The organism is Symploca atlantica LB2515, from assembly GCF_052546295.1.
In genome coordinates, this window is sequence record NZ_JBQWMT010000001.1 from 4,429,382 (window position 1) to 4,445,900 (window position 16,519).

The window sequence follows — 16,519 nt, forward strand, 5'->3', positions numbered from 1 at the left end:
GATGTCACTTATCTCACAATTTAATGGTGATTTGAGGAAAGTATTTGATGTTCAAATCGCGCCGCAACCCCTACCGAAAGCGCCGCCGATCGCTACCTTTTCCAGTAATTCTCCTGACCATACCCTTAATTTTGATCATTCTTGAGTTGTTGGCAGTTTTCTTCGTCAGCGTTACGGGCAATAAGACTAAGTTAGCAGCCTACCAGGGTGAACCAGCAAAAGTTACTGCTTACAGCCTCAAATTCCTCAGCCCACAACAAAAGCCCTATGACGGCTTACCGGATCGTGGGCTACTGGCTGTCCAACGCAGTCCGGTACTGGGCTACAGATTAGTTGGAGACCAGCAGAGCGATTTCTGGCGTATCGATACACAGGGTTTTCGAGAAGATGACCCGGTACCCCTAGCCAAACCCAATAATGAAATTCGGATTTTTCTTTTAGGGGGTTCCGCTGCCTTTGGTCAGGGCAGTCAAAGCAATCAAGCCACGATAGCCAGCTTTCTGGAAAATCGTCTCAATAAACGGGTAGCTCAGCAAAGACGCTCCCCAGAAAAATACCGACCTGCGACTTTGCCTTTTTATAAGCCAGACCTAGCAAAAGCCCTGGCCTTACCACCGAGAATCTTAGACGGCGAGTATCGGGTTATTAATGCTGCTGTACCAGGCTATTCCTCTGGAAATGAGTTGGCTCAGTTGACTCTCCAGATTATGCCCTACAGTCCAGATGCAGTCGTAGTTATGGATGGATATACAGACTTGATGCTGCCTACAGAGCAAGCCGTAACCAATATTCCCTATATTGATACCTTCCTAAATAACGCGCCGAGGCATTTTTTGACTTACCTCACTCAGAATTTCCAGGATTGGCTCACCAATACCAACTTAGTTAAAGCGCTCCAATACTGGATCCTCAAACCTGAACCGTCAGTGAGTAAGTTGAGTTTAGTGGTGACAGAGAAGACTGGATCTCTAGAGCAACATCTCGCCGCCGATACAACTCAACTACAGCGCACAATTGAGCGCTACCGCGATCATCACAAGCAAATGATTAGTCTAATGTCAGGGACTGGAATCCCCTTAGTTACTGCACTGCAGCCAGAAATCACTGGTAGAGGCACCAAGCAAATTTCACCGCCGGAGCAGGAGATTTTGAAGCAATTGGGAGCAGGTTATCGAGAAAAAACATCGAAGAACTATGCAGAACTTGCAAAAGCTAGCCAGCAATTACAGACATGGTTTCCCGACAATGTGAAAACGCTAAATTTCTACAGGCTTTATGAAGACTTTCCAGAGCAGGCTTTCTCGGATGCTATTCACTTGACAGAAGAAGCTAATCTATTGCTGTCTGAGCGATTTTATCAAACGCTCACGACTCTGCCAAAGCTACAGGTAATTGCCCAACAAAAGTAACAACTAGGTTTTCACAAAAAAACTAGCAACCCCCTACACTGTACTTTTAAAAGTCAGTGTAGGCAATAACTAGAAACCCAAGCTGAGAGAATGATACCCCCAGCTTGAGATAGCTACTTTGCAGCAATTCTGGTTGTCTAAGGCTTTGAACCTATAGAAAAGAAAACGTAACCTTGGCACTTAACAGGCTTTGCCTTCGGTTACATTCCTGGCAGGTTCAAACCGCTCGTCAGCTCTTCCATCCGTTCTCTCATGGTAGCTGTGGATTTATCATAGGCATCTTTCATCGCTGAAGTTACTGATTCTGAAAGAGCTGGTGCTCCTTGGTCAATTGCCTTTGGGTCAATTTCCACACGACGAGGTTCTTGGTTGCCGCTAAGTACTACCTTGACAAGACCATCTTCACTGGTTCCTTCAATTTCCATTTGCTCCAGTTCGTCTTGGAGCTGTTTAGCACCTGCTTGTACCTGTTGAGCTTTTTTGAATGCGTCGGCTAGTTCTTTCATTTTGCCTAAACCGAAACCAAATCCTTGTCCTTGTCCTTTTGTCATAAATGGTTGACTCTATCTGAGTTGGACGGGTACTTGACGCTACTCCTAGTGTTCCACCTGAGGCTAACCAAAGGTATCGCACTTGAGAAGTCTTGCATTATGGGGAGCTAGAACTCTTGATCATCTTAGGCAAGCTTCCATTTAGGCAAGCTTCCATGGTCTACCCAAGCGCAGGTATTCTATCCATTCCTGTTATCTACTTTCGAGACTCCGAAGTACATCGTGACATCCTCCCGTCGCTAATTCAAAGAATATAGCCCGGGCTTCCTCCAATCACTTGGAAGATTTCCTGGTTACTCCCTTACCGGGATTTTGACACTTGCCTAGGCTGAAATCTACTCGTTTCAGCCCCCGGTAGACCGTCTGCACAGGCAGTTTCCCTTCCCCCTAGCCCAGGGGTACTAGTTGAGTTTTGTTTCGTTTTTTCGCTACTCAACTCACGGTGCAGCAATTCCAGCTAGCTTGGTGAGCCTATGTATTTATCCTGTCTACTTTACCACTTAGGTGTTGGGGGAGTCCATGTATCAAGAGCGCTAATTTTACGAATATAGCGCGGGTTCCTTCACTTCGTTCGAGGACATGCTTATAGCTTCCCCAAACCCCTTCAAATAGATAAATGCTATTACAAAGTATTGGTTGGGAAGACTAACGCCCAATTTCTATTAATTCCTAGCTTACGCCAGTTAATGTAGATTATATCCTTAGACGGTCTGAAACTCGCCTAGGATTTTCACTTCTGGCTCCAGCCGTAGTGACCAATGCTGTTCTACTTGCTGCTGAACATGGTGAATAATTTGGAAGATATCGCTAGCTTTGGCTCCGCCGCAGTTGAGGATAAAGTTGGCATGACGCTCAGCGACTTGAGCACCGCCGATTTGATAACCCTTGAGACCTATTTGTTCAATTAGCCAAGCAGCAGCATGGGAATCAGGATTGCGGAAAACACTGCCACAGCTAGGTAAGTGATAAGGCTGGGAAGTGCGCCGTTGCTGTAAACAGTGGGATGTTTCTGCTTTTACCTGTTTGGGGTCGGCACCGGGTTTGAGCTGAAACGTTGCCTGGGTAACTAAGCGATCGCCGCCTTGCAGACCAGAGGTACGATAACTAAAGCCCAATTCCGGTGGGGTCAACCTTTGCACCTCGCCAGTAGGAGAGAGAGTCTCGACATCGAGCAGGAGATTGGCTGTACAACTGCCATGAGCACCAGCATTCATCACCACAGCACCGCCAACTGTACCAGGTATGCCAATTGCCCATTCCATTCCTTGCCAACCACGTTCGGCAGCACGCCAGGCCAAACGAGCAATGGGTTCTCCGGCACCAGCAATAATTTTTCCTGTGTCCGCATCGAATTCGCTTTGCCTGAGATGGCGAGTAGACACTACTAAACCAGGCAAGCCGCGATCACTTACCAGTAAATTAGAACCTGCACCCAAGAGAGTTAAAGCCAATCCTTGAGAATAAGCCCACTCAAAACTTGCTTGCAAATCTTCTAAGCGTCGGGGAGCAACATACCATTCAGCAGGGCCTCCCACTCGGAAGGAGGTCAGACTAGCTAAAGATTCCTGGGAGCGAAGTGGGCAATCAGTTCCGGGTACGTAAAGCGGAGACTTATAAACCAATTTCTTCGAGGTGAGTGCCTTGGCGGAGCGTGGGGAATCGCAGGACAGAGTCATATCTAATACGTAAAAAAACGCCGATTACTGAAGGTGAAGGTCAAATGTCTGATTTTCTAGGGCTTTGGTGTAGTCTGCGCCTAGGGCGTAGTTTTAAATAAAGCCCTAAAACCTAACTTTTTTGTTCCTTCGAGGAAAGCTAGGCTTAAGGCTATGCTCCTTTGAGCTATGCTTGGTAAACCCGAATGGCAGCAAGGTGGCTGCGCTCAAGGTTTCTTACTGAATAATTGGCATAGCTTCATGCAGCGCATAGCTTACGCTTAGCTTCTGCTGAGAGTCAAAGATATTTTTCAAGTTTGGTTGACTGAGTTAAAGTTTCTGGGGCTGCTGTTGCTAGCCTGTCTTTCTCAGCCTCGCGGTAGAAGTCCATAACTTGAGGAATGATTTGATTAAGATTGCCCGCTCCCAGAAACAAAGCCAGGTCTCCAGGTTGGAGAATTTGGGTAAGAAACTGGGATATTGAATCTAGGGTTGGTTGGTAATGCACGTTTTTGTGATGAGCCGCAATCTCTTCAAAAACTTGCTGATCGGTAATTTGACCTAGATTAGATTCACCAGCGCTGTAAACGTCACTGACAATTACAAGATCTGCATCGCTAAAGGATTTGCCAAACTCTGACAAAAACGCCAAGGCGCGGCTATAGCGATGAGGCTGGAAAATAGCAACAATTCGTCGTGGTGCTTTGACTCTTAGCCTTGCAGCAGCCAAGGTTGCCTGAATTTCACTAGGATGGTGGGCATAGTCATCCACAAAACAAATGCCATTGCACTGACCTCGATGCTCAAATCGACGCTTAGCTCCCTCAAAGGCAGCGATCCCTGAAGTAATTGAGTCAAAAGCTAGACCCAGATGCCGCCCTACCGACACTGCGGCTAAAGCGTTACTCAAATTATGTTTGCCCAGCAGTTGTAGTTTTAACTCGCCCAGAACTTCGTTACCTTCCCAAATTCGGGCTGTAGTACCATCGGCACGGTAATCTACACAATCTACGCTATAGTCAGCGCCAGTATCTTTGTACAAGCTGTAGCTGAGCTGAGGTTTGAGGTATTCCCGCACAGTTTGACAATCAATACAACCTACCAATATTTGACAGCGCTTAGCGAAAATCTCGAAGATTTCAATAACTTCTTCTAAATTTTCGTAGTGGTCTGGATGATCCAGTTCAATATTGGTAACTACGCCAATCGTGGCAGATAGTTTAGCTAAAGAACCATCAGATTCATCAGCTTCAGCAACGAGGTAAGGACTCTTCCCTAACCGCGCATTGCCTTCCCAAGCCTCTACTTCACCACCAACAACGATGGTTGGATCTAGACCGGAGTGCAGCAACATGTACCCAATCAAACTACTGGTTGTGGTTTTACCATGAGTCCCAGCAACAGCGATACTTTGATAATCTCGAATCAGAGCAGCTAGCAAATCCGAGCGATGAAAAATTGGGTAGCCTTGTTTCAGGGCTTCTTGATATTCGGAATTAATCGGATTAATCGCCGTAGAACAAATGATTTGGGGCGAATCCGGGGATATTTTTGTCGTTGGTAGGAACTTAGTCCGTTTTGATATTTCGGTAGATAGTTCCTGGGTTGAGCCAAGACCAATGGCTGTAGCTGGCAATTCATCGAAAACTTGCTGCGCCTTCCCTCGAAAAAATTCGAGATTGGTAGCTTCTTGATTGCCAAACAGATGAGCGCCAACTTCTTGTAAACGACGAGTAATAGGCGTCGAGCGGATATCTGAGCCAGATACGGGTAGCTGACGCTTTGCTAATATATAGGCAAGGGCTGACATTCCTATTCCGCCAATGCCGATGAAATGAAATGGCTTTCCACTAAGATCAACAGTATTCGGCATCTTAACTCCTTACACACCACACCACGCAAGCCTACTGTGCCAATAACACGCGCTATCATATCAAGAATTGATTTTTCAAGGTATAGCGACGTAGAGATTTATCAGATTTTTCTAGCCAGCGATAGATTTCACTAGCTATATATTGCATTAACGCTGCACTAGATTTTCCTACGGTTTTATCCCTGAAGACAGACTTTGAAAGCACAGAAGATTCTTCATTATTAAATTAAACATAGTAGATGCTTCTCTATCCGGAAACTGAAAATAAAGACATACACCGTTAAAATCACGCTGGGATGGGGTTGATCTCTGTTGTAGTTTATCGGCATTAATCGGGAATTTTTTGTTTATTAGAACGGTCAGAGACTCTTTTAAGGTAGCCTTTGAGGGTTTTAGCTGTGCAAAACATGGTAGTTGTACAGGCTAAATGGAACCATCAGGGAGACTGGGATTCTCACAGATATTTAAGTTGATTGCAAATTAAACTTGCGAATGTGCAATACCAGAGTAATCACTCAAGTGGTCGAGCTACACAATAGCAACAATAAACACAGGTTAGTCGTAACGAGTTGCTATAAACATAAATTATCACTTTGCTCTCATAACTCACAAAACACTACCACTACTACCGACAGCAAGTGGGCAGGATGACAAACGATCAAAGATCAACAAAGGAAGCTGTTACAGAGCTAAAACTCTTGCTGGGAGTATGTTTGATCGATAATTTTCTCTCAGAGTATCAGTACTCTTAGCCTGAAACTGGTTGAAAAATTACTGATTATTTTCCCGGATGAGTGTTCAGCAGTAACGGACAAATCTGATTTTCTTTTACCAATAAATTAATCTGCCCTTAGAAATTTTCTATCTTTGCGATATGATCGGGTTCATTAAGAAAATTTATTTGCCGAGCTTGAATACAGAGGGCAAGACGCAGTGATTAGAGTAGCGATCAATGGCTTCGGACGCATCGGACGTAATTTCGCCAGATGCTGGTTGACTAGAGAAAATAGCCAGTTAGATTTAGTAGGAGTCAATGATACTTCTGACCCAAAAACCAATGCCCATCTGCTGAAATATGACACAATGCTGGGGACTTTGGACGCTGAGATCAGTGCCGATACCAACTCCCTGACGGTTAATGGAAAAACGATTAAGTGTGTTTCAGACCGCAACCCGCTAAACTTGCCCTGGGCTGATTGGGGCATTGATTTAGTAATTGAATCAACCGGCGTCTTCGTGACCGAAGAAGGTGCTGCCAAACACATAGCAGCAGGCGCCAAGAAAGTACTGATTACTGCTCCAGGCAAAGGAGGAGATATCGGTACTTTCGTCATGGGTGTCAATGACCATGAATACGATCACGGCAAGCACAATATTGTTAGTAATGCAAGCTGTACAACTAACTGTCTTGCTCCCTTCGCCAAAGTACTGCACGAAAACTTTGGCATTATCAAAGGAACGATGACTACTACCCACAGCTACACGGGTGACCAGCGTCTGTTGGATGCTAGCCACCGAGATGTACGTAGGGCAAGAGCAGCAGCCATGAACATTGTGCCTACCTCTACAGGAGCTGCTAAAGCAGTAGCTTTGGTAATTCCAGATCTGAAAGGCAAGTTAAATGGCATCGCTTTGCGGGTGCCGACGCCTAATGTTTCTGTGGTTGATTTGGTAGTTCAAGTAGAGAAAAACACCATTGCTGAGCAGGTAAATGATGTTTTCAAAGAAGCTGCACAAGGTTCACTCAAGGGAATCTTAGAATATAGTGACTTGCCGCTAGTTTCCTCAGACTACAAAGGTCATGATGCCTCTTCAATTGTGGATGCTAGTCTGACAATGGTCATGGGTGGTGATTTGGTCAAGGTTGTTGCCTGGTATGACAACGAGTGGGGCTACTCTCAGCGAGTTGTAGATTTGGCTGAACTAATCGCCCAGAAGTGGGAGAGTTAGATTTAGTTGACAGCTAAAAATAGCTAACTTGAAGCTGACTTAGAATGCAGATACTTGTTTTCTAAGTCAGCAAAGTGAGCTTAAATAAACAAAAAATTGTACTTGCTCTTGATCCGTAGTTGAACTATCTAGCAACGAGTAGAGAAGGTTAGAGATTGCAGCCTAACAAACCTCAATCCACCACAAAAAGAGTGTTGAGTCCTTCAAAAATGCTGAAATCCCTCTTCCAAAGTTAGTTCAACATCTGCATGAGTGCCGAAACTATCTCTTAACAAGACCTTCTTTTCTGCTGTGATGTAGCCGATACATGCGCCTCCTTCACCTAGCTTTTCTACCAAGGTCTTAGCTGGTTCAGTAGGTAAGCAAAGAACTAGTTCAAAATCTTCCCCACCGTAAAGAATCCAATCCCATGCTTGGTCTGGAGATGTCATTTTACTTAAGGCTGAGGGCTGGGGAACAGAGTTCTTGTCAATGATTGCACCGACACCACTAGCACGGCAGATTTGTAAAACAGCGTCTGCCAGACCATCACTGCTATCCATCCCGGCTATGGAGAAATGGCTGTTGCCAGTAGACAGTCGAGGTGACGAATCGAAGAGTTCATCAAGTAAAGGCAACACGTCCAAGCGGGGTTGGGGTCGTTGGTGAGCCAGAATTAAAGAATTTCTCTCAGCTTGATTGAGATGCTTTCCAGCTTCCCGATCAAGCAATAATTTCAGCCCCGCACGCGAGGCACCATGGATGCCAGTAACAACAATAGCATCTCCTGATTGTGCTGCTGACCGACGCAGAACGCGATCTTCAAAAACTTGACCAAAAGCCGTGATCGCAAGACTCACCACAGGAGAACGACAGACATCACCTCCCACCAAGGGTGTATTGTACCGTCCTAAACAGTCAGTAATACCTTGGTAGAGTCGCTCAACCCAGCTAATTTCTTCATTGCCAGTTAAACTCAAACCGACAGTAATTCCCAGGGGAGATGCTCCCATAGCTGCTAAATCAGATAAATTGCTAGCAGCAGCTCGCCAACCAGCATCTTCAGGACTCGTAGTGCGATCGCTAAAATGCACTCCATTCACCAAGACATCAGTCGTCGCTACTAAAGACTGACCCAAATCTTTGAGAGGCATTACGGCAGCATCATCCCCGACAACTGACTGGGGGCAAAAGCGCTGCAAGCGTTGCAGAAGAGCCTGTTCCCCCACATCCTGTACGAGTAAAGAAAAACCTTGATCAGCCATTAAAAAAGCTCCAGAAAGCACTGATTGCCCTAACTGCCAGTAACTGGGGTAAAGCTTACACTCAATAAATCCAGCAAGAGTGATTTACTAATCACCCCTGCTAGGACTACTTATCCAGCACCGGCTTAGCTATTTTTTTAGCTTTCTTGAGCTGTTGGAGAATTCACTAAATTTCCAGCTCCTTCCACAACCTTAGCTGACTCAATTACGTCACCCTCTCTAATTTTCTCTAGTACTTCTTTGCCATCTACCAAATAGCCAAAGACGGCGTAACGACCATCCATGAGGTTAAAACCAGGAGGTGTTAGTTCCGTATCAAACTTGAAAAAGAAGAACTGAGAAGATCCGCCATTCGGATCATTTCCCGGACGTGCCACAGCAATACTACCGTAAGCATTGAAAGGCAGCACAGGTGGGTCAAGATAACGACCAGCCTCTTCTAGAGTGATGCCATAGACTGGTTCTTCGTCTCCCCTGACGAGTACTTCAAAGGGAATTGCACGATATTCGCCCGTGGTGGGATCAACAAATCCGACATCCTCCCCTGGAGGATCACCAGTTTGCACTACAAATTTATCTTCAGCACGAGTAAACTCCAGACCGTCATAGAAACCTCGCTGAACTAAATCTACAAAGTTACCAGCCGTGACGGGAGCACTGTAGCCATCAACCACTACAGTCAAATCACCCTGGTTTGTAGATAGCTTCACTGTGGCCCGACCTTTGAGTTGGGGCAAGTTGCTGTACTCTGAAGGCACCTGGAAAGGAAACCCTTGCACCATCATTTGTTCTAGTTGACCTACTCGGTCAAGTATTTTACCCCGTATTATCCAAACATTTTCTTTGTCTTTTGCTTCGATAGCTTCTCTAATTAAGGCAATATCATCGTTCATCTGAGCAACCAAAGCTTCTGCTTGTGGCTTTTGGTTCTCTGGAATACCGGTCAACAGTTGATCAGTGCGATTACTCAAAATTACTGCTGCTTTGGTGACATCCCTGTTGATCGAACTCCAGCGCTTACTCCGCAGTTGCATCGCAATATCTTCGAGAGAGGCTTGCACATCCCGCACTGTTTGATTGTCAATCGGTAGTGCATAACGCAACAAGGCTTTACCATCTGTAATCGCATTCCCTACCGCTAATCGACTTTCACGTGCCGGTTGATCATCTCCAAAGTTCCACCAGGCACCGGAAAGACCCAGTGATAGTGTAACCAAGAGTAATGCTAGAAGACTGGTCTTAGCCAAGGGTTGAACCCAGTTAAGCCAAGAAATTTTTACAAGTCGCATAAACATATAACTGAAGGCTTCGCACCAGTACGGTTAAGGCTTATCCATAGCCCTTTGTGGAAATGTTGGGACTAGGAGAGAGCCACGTCTCCCTATTGAGGGCGGCAGTAAACGTGGTCACACCTCGCCCTTAAGGGCGGGGTTGAAAAATTGCTATACTGCCTTTTTTGGCCAGCTCTTAACTTTCGAGAGCTATTATCTCCTACCAGGGTAAGGTTGTTGCCTGAGGAATAGCCACAAGACTATTATGGACAAGCCTTACTTAACTTATACTGTTTCGGCATCGCTATTTACTACTGCTCGAGCCAGGTTTGTCCGGCAAGTAAACAATGCTTTTCCCTGATCTACCTTTTCTAGAAGTTGACAAGAGGAAGGTGGACTGGAGGGATGTTCCTCAACAAGCGGTAAAATAGGAAGCCGATAATTCTCCCGTTGAAAACAGGTTCATGATTTCTAGTAACGACTTTCGCACCGGTGTCACGATTGAGTTAGATGGTTCTGTGTGGCGAGTCGTGGAGTTTCTCCACGTCAAACCTGGAAAGGGTTCTGCCTTTGTGCGTACCAAGCTGAAAAATGCGCAAACGGGGAGTGTTGTCGAAAAAACATTCCGCGCTGGGGAAACAGTTCCTCAAGCTAACCTGGAAAAACGTACTATGCAGCATACTTACAAAGACGGAGAACAATTTGTCTTCATGGATATGGAGACTTTTGAGGAAAGCCGTCTCAACACTTCCCAAATTGGCGATCGCGTCAAATATCTCAGTGACGGAATGGAAGTTAACGTCATCACTTGGGGGGAGCAAGTCATCGAAGTAGAACTACCCAACTCAGTAGTTCTGGAAATTGTAGAGACAGATCCAGGCGTTAAAGGCGATACAGCAACTGGTGGCACGAAACCTGCCATAGTTTCGACAGGTGCTCAGGTTATGGTTCCTCTATTTATTTCCATAGGAGAGCGCATTAGAATCGATACCCGTAGCGATTCTTACCAGGGTCGTGAGTAATAAATATGCTTAAACCAAGAAATATTGGGTTTTGGTTTTCAGATATGGGATGATGCCTGCAAGGAAATCGCCAAACCAAAGCTCAAGACGCATTGAGCCTTTTTCATAGCAACACTCAAAACTTACAGGTAAGCCTCTACCCCCTTATTAATTGTGTCATTAGACTTCAATCAACTTCGCGAACTACTGGCGGCAATTGCCCAAACTGACATTACGGAACTGAACTTAAAAAGCGCTGACTTTGAATTAATGGTGCGCCAGGGTATTTCCACCGCGCACCCGATTGACTCAAGTCTGATTAGTGCCAGTGCTGTCCCCTCTTCAGGATCAGGAGTCAGTTCCACCCCAGAAGCATCTTCTTCACCAGCTACCACGGCAGAGATAGCCATCAGAGAAACGATAACAGCACCATCGGTTGCTGCTCCCTCCGCCATTGATTCTAAATGGGAAGCGGTTGATTCACCGATGGTGGGGACATTTTACCGCTCACCAGCCCCCGATGAAGCTCCCTATGTGGAGGTGGGAGATCATGTCCGTGTTGGTCAAACTATCTGCATTATCGAAGCCATGAAGCTGATGAACGAAATTGAAGCGGAAGCCTCGGGACAGGTGATGGAAATTTTGGTGAAAAACGGCGATCCGGTAGAGTATAAACAGCCATTAATGCGGATTAAGCCGGAGTAGAAGCTAGCTTCATGTGATCAACAGGCTGAAAATAGCTGCTAAAATTTTGGGATCACTTAATTTCGGATTATACGGATGCCAACAGCAGACCCCGTACCGCAAGAGGTAGTTCAACAAGTTTCTGAATATTTCAGTATATTAAGCGAGCCAATGCGCCTACGCATCTTAAATCTGCTACGAGAAGGTGAGAAATGCGTACAAGAGTTGGTAGAGGCGACCGCCACTAGTCAAGCTAATGTATCAAAGCACTTGAAAGTTATGCTGCAAGCTGGTATACTTAGCCGCCGCTCTGAAGGAACATCTGCTTATTACAAAGTAGAGGATGAGCTAATTTTCGAGCTGTGTAATTTGGTTTGCGATCGCCTTGCCACACGCATTGAGCAGCAAGCTCGCCATTTTAGAGACTTCAGCTTAGCCAACAAAGATTAGCTTAGCTTAACCCCCACTTTTATTACTTAAAAGATTAAAGAGCAAAATTTTCTTTGAAGTCATCGCGAGTCATAGGCTGTTTAATTTCCAAACCTTCACCGCCGAGAAATTCCAGCCGTTTACCCTCGACATCAATCCAGACTTTGGTAGCCGGCTCTAAAGTACTCCCTGTATATATAACTTGTGCCAAACGCCCCATCATTGAAGCGCTACCGCCACCGAAGGTAAATTCTTCTGACAAATCTACATGAACACCGTCTTTCTCTACAGAGAGATTCCTCAGCTTTGTGCCTTGGGGAATCGTGGTGCTTAATTCTTGATTAGGAGAGCCAGCTAATAGAGTATTAAACGCACTCTCTAAAATTTCCTTCGGCTCACTGGCACTCTTGGCAGTTAAACTTATCGAACTAGGAACTAGCACAATTTGGTTATTGACATCATTGAGCCAATAAACTTGAACTTGTTCCTGAGCAGATGGTGGGACAGTTTCCGATGGGTTGAGAGTTCCAGGTGACTGGAGAACCGGGGGTGACTCGACAGGCGTGGGGGATACGACAACCCCAGGTGTTCTAATAACTGGTGGTGACTGAGTTACCTGCGGTGAATTGAGAGTCTCAGAGGGCTGTAGTTTTTTAGAAGAGGGGAGTGAACTTTTCACCCACCAGGCGGCTCCACTACCTGCGGCTAAAACTATTACAGAAACACCGACAATAACACCCAGAGGAATACGACGAGCTTTTTCTTGATCTTGCATCTTAAGAACTCTCCTTCTTAAAAATTAGAGAGGATTTTGTAATTTTGTAAATGATGTTCGCTATTGACTAGCTTGGCACGTGGGGCACCCTGGGAGAACGCCTCCCCACAATGGGCAAACATAACCCTAATTTGATGGCTCGACTCGGACAAAGGCTGCTACCTGCAACCGATCAGTATTTATATCTAATTGTAAGAGCCGTGCAGTAATACCTAATTTTTCTAAGGTACGGATATCAAGGCGATTACTTACGCCCTGAGCCAACCCTTGAACTAGCTGGTCAGGAGCTGGTTTACCATCAACTGACACTACTGGTCTAGTGAACTCTAAGCTGTGACCGGAGACAACGCCAACCCCCGACTCCACCATAATAACCAGTGGCTGGGCATTTCCTTCTCGCAGTTGCGCCTGGAAACGGAGACGATTATTCTCCAGAAACTCCACTTGTAGATTGTTAAATTGATAGCTGCGGTCTGAGCCACTCAGCAGGCGACGCCCCAATTCTTGCAATTTAGCCTGTACTGCTGGCGAGAGTAAAGCCTGGTTAATATCTGACTCTGTTATCTCTAAATGCACCCCCGCTTGCAGTGGTTGCCGTAGATAAGACTGTGGTGAACTCTGACTACTCTGTCTAAGACGTGGTAGATCAAGGTTAATCGGGTCAGTTTCTAACTCCAAAAGACCAATCCGAAAATCTGGTGTCAGCCACAACCCTCTACCAGCAATGCGTACCCCATCGACTTTCCCCTGCAGAGCCTGGTAATTAGGAGTGTTGTCAACGCGAACTTGCAACTGCTCAATCTTATCAAAACGAGAACGAACAGCTCCTTCAACAACTTTATCAATTACCAAACCAGCAGGGGAGAGGAAAACCAGTAAACCAGATAACAGAATGCTGAAAAATTCCATATTAGTGACTGGCTGTGTTTTTCAATGCTCAGGGAGTAATTTGGCAGCTTCGATCCACTGTTTGAGAGTTGGTGCTACTTCTTCCAGGGAAATTTCTTGGGATTGGTGGGTAGCCCTTTCCACAACTTCCACTTTCCCTGCTTTAAGCGATCGCCCCGTGACAATCCGATAGGGAATCCCAATTAAATCAGCATCTTTGAACTTCACCCCAGCCCGTTCGTTACGGTCATCTAGCAAAGTTTCCACCCCGGCTTGATTTAACTCACTGTAAAGCTTCTCTGCCGCTGCCATCTGTTCGCTGTCTGAGACATTGGGAACGGAAATAATCGCTTGATAGGGTGCGATCGCTACTGGCCAGATAATGCCATCTTTGTCGTAAGACTGTTCTACTGCGGCTTGAGCCAACCGCGACACCCCGACACCATAACAGCCCATATAAAATGGTAGTTCCTCACCCTGTTCACTGGTATAGGTAGCTCCCATCGCCTTTGAGTATTTGGTGCCTAGCTGGAAAATATGCCCAACTTCGATGCCGCGAGCGCTTTGCAGCTTTTGTTTGGCGTCGTGAATGGCGCGATCACCGGGCAATGCTTTGCGCACATCCACTACTAGTTTGGGTAACTGAAATTGCTTACCCCAGTTGGCACCAACAACGTGATAGCCAGATTCGCCACCACCTGTAACGAAATTTGTCAAGTTAACCGCTGTGGGATCTACTAACCGTAAAAATCTGGGCGCGACATCTTTAGCGGGGTTAATGTAATCATCTGGCAAATCGGGGGCGATATAGCCCAAGGGTAGGGATTTAGAGGCCCATTTTTGCTGTGTGGCGGCATCAGGTACAGTTAACGCCAAGAGAGTTTTGGCACTGTATTGGTCTGCTAACCTGACTAATTCATTTTGTAACTTTACTTCATTGACATCTTGGTCACCCCGAATGTTGACTAGTACCAGCACTGTCATGCCGTTGTCATATACCGCTTGGTAGAGGACATTTTTTACTATCTGAGTTGCAGAACATTTGAGAAACTTACAAAGATTTTCAATGGTCTGCGTATTAGGAGTTTGTCTTTTTTCGTAAGTATTAAACGGGGAAGGTTCAGCTTCAGTTGTTAGGGAAACTGCCTTTTCCACGTTGGCAGAATACTTACCATCTTCGGTATAGAGAACTTCATCCTCTCCGGCATCCGCCAGGATCATAAACTCTTGTGAACCAGAACCGCCAATTGCTCCTGAGTCAGCCTCAACTGGTCTAAAAGCTAGACCGCAGCGACTTAGCATATTGCTATAGGCATGGTGCATATCTTGGTAAGTTTTTTTGAGGCTTTCTTCATCTGTATGAAAGGAATAGCCGTCCTTCATAATAAATTCCCGTCCTCGCATTAAACCAAAGCGGGGGCGAATTTCATCTCGGAACTTAGTTTGAATTTGGTATAGATGTGTAGGTAGCTGCCGATAGGAACGAATCATCTCGCGAGCAACGGCAGTAATTACTTCCTCGTGAGTTGGCCCTAATCCCAATTCTCGGTCTTGTCGGTCTGTTAGGGCAAACATGATGCCTTCGGCTTTAGTGTAAGTGTCCCAGCGACCTGATTCTCGCCATAAGTCAGCTGGCTGAATTTGGGGCAGTAGACACTCCTGAGCACCAGTAGCATTCATCTCTTCTCGGACAATCTGGGAGACTTTTTGCAATACCCGCCACATTAGAGGCAAATAGGCATAGATACCACTGCCAATGCGACGAATATAACCTGCGCGCAGTAGTAGTTTATGACTGGGGATTTCTGCTTCAGCTGGGTCTTCCCGCAGTGTGACGAAGAGCATTTGAGAGAGTCGCATTGCTTGGTTCCCTTTTTCCAGCGGACGATGATCATCTAATCAGTCTAAAACATTGGCTGCAACTCTTAAGCGATTAAGAGTTCTGTAGGTAAGGGTTTAACAGCAGACTTTCAACGGCTGCCTCTGTTGATTTAGCTTTATATTCCTGAGAGAGTGTGGGCAAGGAAGTAATTAGAAGTTTAGTGGTATGGTTTTTGAGGTTTGCTCCAGAACAGGAGGATAAAAAAGAGAAAGCTGATTTTTTTCCTCGTTTTCTAGTCGGCACTCACCACTTACGTTACAAATCTAGGATCAAAGGACATGGCTGTTAAAAACCGTTAATATAGTTAACATCATTTGAGGTAAATTTTATCTAATAAAATTCTTGCAAAGAATATCTTATTTCGCAAAAAGAATCATCAAGTGTCAATAAAAGAATATATAAATGAGTAAATAGCTCTTAATCTAAATCATAAATTAAACCCTACATTTGTTATGGATTTATTTTAGTTGATAGATTATGGGCTTTTCTCAAAACAAAAAAACACTACAAAGTAGTGTTGTTAAAGTTTGTCAAACTGCTATCTGTCGCTGTTGTTTTCATAAAACTGAATGAATCAGAAACTATTTATACCGAAAAAATGTTCCGACACTCGAATGAAAAATACTAAAAACTGTTGATCAGTGGCGGATTGGGTATCCGCATTTGAGTAAAATCCAGATTAGTATCAGCACGAGTAGAAAGCTGCTCTAGTCTGAATTCATTAGTAGATTAACCTACTTGGCATTGCCAAGGTTCTGCGCTAGAGTTAGCCTTTGCTGAAAATACAGCATGTTCTGTCAAGCAGAAAAAGCAGCCTAAAACTGCTAGTACAACTACCACGTCAGCAGACCGTAATCTAGAAGTTGTCTAAGAATCTGCCTCCCTTTCGGGGCAGGAGTCTATCACT

The 16,519-nt window shown here is 45.3% G+C and carries 13 protein-coding genes; 5 read left to right on the forward strand and 8 right to left on the reverse strand.

The genetic code is table 11. The features are described from left to right. Nucleotides 1-47: 47 nt before the first annotated feature. Nucleotides 48-1,409 (forward strand): hypothetical protein, encoded by a 1,362-nt coding sequence (locus ACT7WV_RS18390; RefSeq protein ID WP_445104276.1) that lies wholly within the window; start codon nt 48-50, stop codon nt 1,407-1,409. 200 nt (nt 1,410-1,609) lie between these two features. On the opposite strand, the gene ACT7WV_RS18395 is transcribed toward ACT7WV_RS18390, so the two are convergent. The 3 genes from ACT7WV_RS18395 to murC all read right to left on the reverse strand — a co-directional run bounded on the left by ACT7WV_RS18395 (nt 1,610) and on the right by murC (nt 5,488). Then, nucleotides 1,610-1,960, reverse strand: a complete 351-nt coding sequence (locus ACT7WV_RS18395) for a YbaB/EbfC family nucleoid-associated protein (protein ID WP_445104277.1) — start codon at nt 1,958-1,960, stop codon at nt 1,610-1,612. Nucleotides 1,961-2,661: 701 nt separating this feature from the next. Beyond that, the gene (gene murB, locus ACT7WV_RS18400) at nt 2,662-3,636 is read right to left on the reverse strand and encodes a UDP-N-acetylmuramate dehydrogenase (RefSeq protein WP_445104278.1); all 975 of its coding nucleotides are present in this window, start codon (nt 3,634-3,636) and stop codon (nt 2,662-2,664) included. Nucleotides 3,637-3,913: 277 nt separating this feature from the next. Further along, on the reverse strand, nt 3,914-5,488 hold the full coding sequence (murC, locus tag ACT7WV_RS18405) for a UDP-N-acetylmuramate--L-alanine ligase (RefSeq protein ID WP_445104279.1): 1,575 nt from the start codon (nt 5,486-5,488) through the stop codon (nt 3,914-3,916). A gap of 933 nt (nt 5,489-6,421) precedes the next feature. On the opposite strand from murC, the gene ACT7WV_RS18410 reads away from it, so the two are divergent. Beyond that, on the forward strand, nt 6,422-7,438 hold the full coding sequence (locus ACT7WV_RS18410; RefSeq protein ID WP_445104280.1) for a type I glyceraldehyde-3-phosphate dehydrogenase: 1,017 nt from the start codon (nt 6,422-6,424) through the stop codon (nt 7,436-7,438). A gap of 203 nt (nt 7,439-7,641) precedes the next feature. Here ACT7WV_RS18410 and thiL read toward each other — a convergent pair whose 3' ends face one another. Both thiL and ACT7WV_RS18420 read right to left on the reverse strand, forming a co-directional pair. Then, nucleotides 7,642-8,682, reverse strand: a complete 1,041-nt coding sequence (thiL, locus tag ACT7WV_RS18415; RefSeq protein WP_445104281.1) for a thiamine-phosphate kinase — start codon at nt 8,680-8,682, stop codon at nt 7,642-7,644. A gap of 137 nt (nt 8,683-8,819) precedes the next feature. Continuing rightward, nucleotides 8,820-9,971 carry a peptidylprolyl isomerase gene (locus ACT7WV_RS18420; RefSeq protein WP_445105684.1) on the reverse strand — a complete coding sequence of 384 codons (1,152 nt, stop codon included), beginning with the start codon at nt 9,969-9,971 and terminating at the stop codon, nt 8,820-8,822. Nucleotides 9,972-10,417: 446 nt separating this feature from the next. Between ACT7WV_RS18420 and efp the strand changes: the two genes are divergently transcribed. The 3 genes from efp to ACT7WV_RS18435 all read left to right on the forward strand — a co-directional run bounded on the left by efp (nt 10,418) and on the right by ACT7WV_RS18435 (nt 12,088). Then, nucleotides 10,418-10,975 carry an elongation factor P gene (gene efp / locus ACT7WV_RS18425; RefSeq protein ID WP_445104282.1) on the forward strand — a complete coding sequence of 186 codons (558 nt, stop codon included), beginning with the start codon at nt 10,418-10,420 and terminating at the stop codon, nt 10,973-10,975. 153 nt (nt 10,976-11,128) lie between these two features. Then, nucleotides 11,129-11,659, forward strand: coding sequence for an acetyl-CoA carboxylase biotin carboxyl carrier protein (gene accB, locus ACT7WV_RS18430; RefSeq protein ID WP_445104283.1), 531 nt, complete (start codon nt 11,129-11,131; stop codon nt 11,657-11,659). Between the two features lie 75 nt (nt 11,660-11,734). After that, nucleotides 11,735-12,088, forward strand: a complete 354-nt coding sequence (locus tag ACT7WV_RS18435; protein WP_445104284.1) for an ArsR/SmtB family transcription factor — start codon at nt 11,735-11,737, stop codon at nt 12,086-12,088. 34 nt (nt 12,089-12,122) lie between these two features. Here the strand turns inward: ACT7WV_RS18435 and ACT7WV_RS18440 are convergent, their stop codons facing one another. The 3 genes from ACT7WV_RS18440 to proS all read right to left on the reverse strand — a co-directional run bounded on the left by ACT7WV_RS18440 (nt 12,123) and on the right by proS (nt 15,590). After that, the gene (locus tag ACT7WV_RS18440; RefSeq protein WP_445104285.1) at nt 12,123-12,842 is read right to left on the reverse strand and encodes a GerMN domain-containing protein; all 720 of its coding nucleotides are present in this window, start codon (nt 12,840-12,842) and stop codon (nt 12,123-12,125) included. A gap of 126 nt (nt 12,843-12,968) precedes the next feature. After that, entirely contained in the window at nt 12,969-13,751 is a 783-nt protein-coding gene (locus ACT7WV_RS18445) for an LmeA family phospholipid-binding protein (protein WP_445104286.1), read from the reverse strand. A gap of 21 nt (nt 13,752-13,772) precedes the next feature. Beyond that, nucleotides 13,773-15,590 (reverse strand): proline--tRNA ligase, encoded by a 1,818-nt coding sequence (gene proS / locus ACT7WV_RS18450; RefSeq protein WP_445104287.1) that lies wholly within the window; start codon nt 15,588-15,590, stop codon nt 13,773-13,775. Nucleotides 15,591-16,519: the final 929 nt, after the last annotated feature.

Coding starts and splice junctions, on each gene's coding strand:
- murB (WP_445104278.1), bottom strand. CDS start 3,636: ATGACTCTGTCCTGCGATTCCCCACGCTCCGCCAAGGCACTCACCTCG.
- ACT7WV_RS18445 (WP_445104286.1), bottom strand. CDS start 13,751: ATGGAATTTTTCAGCATTCTGTTATCTGGTTTACTGGTTTTCCTCTCC.
- ACT7WV_RS18420 (WP_445105684.1), bottom strand. CDS start 9,971: ATGCGACTTGTAAAAATTTCTTGGCTTAACTGGGTTCAACCCTTGGCT.
- murC (WP_445104279.1), bottom strand. CDS start 5,488: ATGCCGAATACTGTTGATCTTAGTGGAAAGCCATTTCATTTCATCGGC.
- ACT7WV_RS18440 (WP_445104285.1), bottom strand. CDS start 12,842: ATGCAAGATCAAGAAAAAGCTCGTCGTATTCCTCTGGGTGTTATTGTC.
- thiL (WP_445104281.1), bottom strand. CDS start 8,682: ATGGCTGATCAAGGTTTTTCTTTACTCGTACAGGATGTGGGGGAACAG.
- ACT7WV_RS18395 (WP_445104277.1), bottom strand. CDS start 1,960: ATGACAAAAGGACAAGGACAAGGATTTGGTTTCGGTTTAGGCAAAATG.
- ACT7WV_RS18390 (WP_445104276.1), top strand. CDS start 48: ATGTTCAAATCGCGCCGCAACCCCTACCGAAAGCGCCGCCGATCGCTA.
- proS (WP_445104287.1), bottom strand. CDS start 15,590: ATGCGACTCTCTCAAATGCTCTTCGTCACACTGCGGGAAGACCCAGCT.
- efp (WP_445104282.1), top strand. CDS start 10,418: ATGATTTCTAGTAACGACTTTCGCACCGGTGTCACGATTGAGTTAGAT.
- ACT7WV_RS18435 (WP_445104284.1), top strand. CDS start 11,735: ATGCCAACAGCAGACCCCGTACCGCAAGAGGTAGTTCAACAAGTTTCT.